General features: G+C 67.8%; 2 protein-coding genes. One reads left to right on the top strand and one right to left on the bottom strand.

The window, feature by feature from the left end; genetic code table 11:
- On the top strand, window positions 1-198 hold a 198-nt coding region (locus C7C46_RS32730), incomplete at its 5' end, for an IS3 family transposase (protein WP_281278605.1).
- 4 nt (window positions 199-202) lie between these two features.
- Here the strand turns inward: C7C46_RS32730 and C7C46_RS32735 are convergent.
- On the bottom strand, window positions 203-1,435 hold the full coding sequence (locus C7C46_RS32735) for an IS256 family transposase (RefSeq protein WP_110673548.1): 1,233 nt from the start codon (window positions 1,433-1,435) through the stop codon (window positions 203-205).
- Between the last annotated feature and the right edge of the window lie 178 nt (window positions 1,436-1,613).

Genomic DNA, 1,613 nt, shown 5'->3' on the forward strand with positions numbered 1-1,613 from the left:
GCCGAGGACGAGTTGGCCGGTCGGATCCGCGAGATCCACGCCACTTCCCGGGGCGCCTACGGTGCCCCGCGCGTGCATGCAGAGCTGCGGCGAGGCGGCCATGCGATCAACCGGAAGAGGGTCGAGCGGATCATGCGCGAACGCGACATCCGGGGGATCACCCGGCGCCGGCGGGTCGTGTCCCGCTTGGTGGTGTAGCCGATCAGTCGGTGGGCGTGTTGGGTAGTGCGGGGGCGCTTTGGGGGAGCTTGGCCGGGTAGAGCTGGTCCATGCTGCCTTCGGGCAGGTAGCGGCGGGGGAAGGCGATCCACTCGTCGTGGAGTTCGAAGAGCACTGCGGTGACCAGCCGCAGGAGGGCGTCGTCGTTGGGGAAGACCTGGACGACGTCGGTACGGCGTTTGATCTCGCGGTTGATCCGCTCCAGCGGGTTGGTGGACTGGATCTTCTTCCAATGTCGTTCCGGGAAGGCCGCGAAGGCGGTCAGGTCGTCCTTCGCCTCCAGCAGCATCTGACGGACCTTCGGGAACTGCGTGCCGAGCATGTCGGCGACGGTGTCGAGTTGGGTGCGGACCGCCTCGGCGGTGGGCTGGGCGAAGATCGTGCGGATCGTCGCGGCGACCATCTCGCCGGCGTCCTTGTTGATCACGCTGAACACGTTCCGCAGGAAGTGGACCCTGCAGCGTTGGTAGGAAGCCCCGATCATGACCTTGCGGATCGCCTTGACCAGGCCGAGGTGGTGGTCGCCGATCACGAGTCGGACCCCGGCCAGGCCGCGTTCACGCAAGGAGCGCAGGAACTCGGTCCAGAACAGTTCGGTCTCGCTGTCGCCGACCATGACCCCGAGCACCTCGCGGCCGCCGTCCTCGGTGATGCCGGTGGCCACGACCACGGCGCGGGACACGATCTGGTGCTCGACCCGGGCTTTGCAGTAGGTCGCGTCCAGGTAGATGTAGGGGAATCGGACGTGGTCCAGGGGTCGGCCGCGGAAGGCGGTCAGCTGCCCGTCGAGGTCCTGGCAGATCCTGGAGACCTCGCTCTTGGAGATGCCGGTGTCCGCACCCAGGGCCTTGACCAGGTCGTCGACCGATCGCGTGGACACGCCGTGGACGTAGGCCTCCATGATGACCGCGTACAGGGCCTGGTCGATCCGGCGGCGTCGCTCCAGCAGTGCGGGGAAGAAGCTGCCCGCCCGCAGCTTGGGGATGGCCAGGTCCAGGTCGCCGGCCGCGGTGGTCAGCGTCTTGTCGCGGTGCCCGTTGCGAAACCCGGTGCGGGTCTCGGTGTGCTCGTTCCACTGGGCGCCGATCCTCGCGGTGGCCTCGGCCTCGATCAGTTCCTGGAGCATCCGCTCGGCCACCCCGCGGACGAGTTCGAGCCCGTCTGCCGAACGTAGTGACTCCAGCAGGCGTAGTAGGTCAGACTGGGACAGGGCCACCGTGCGCCTCCTTGGTTGAACTGGCCGTTCACTTCGGAGAGTTGCACGGTGGCTGACTCATGCTCAGGGAGTGTGAGGCCCTCGTCGGTGTGCGCCCCGGGAGCGAGCCCGCGCACACCTCACCCGTGATCGGCTACACCACACAGCGGGACACCATCCGCCGGCGACGCCACCTGAC

This window comes from Streptomyces tateyamensis, from assembly GCF_003205575.1.
Lineage (GTDB): Bacteria > Actinomycetota > Actinomycetes > Streptomycetales > Streptomycetaceae > Kitasatospora > Kitasatospora tateyamensis.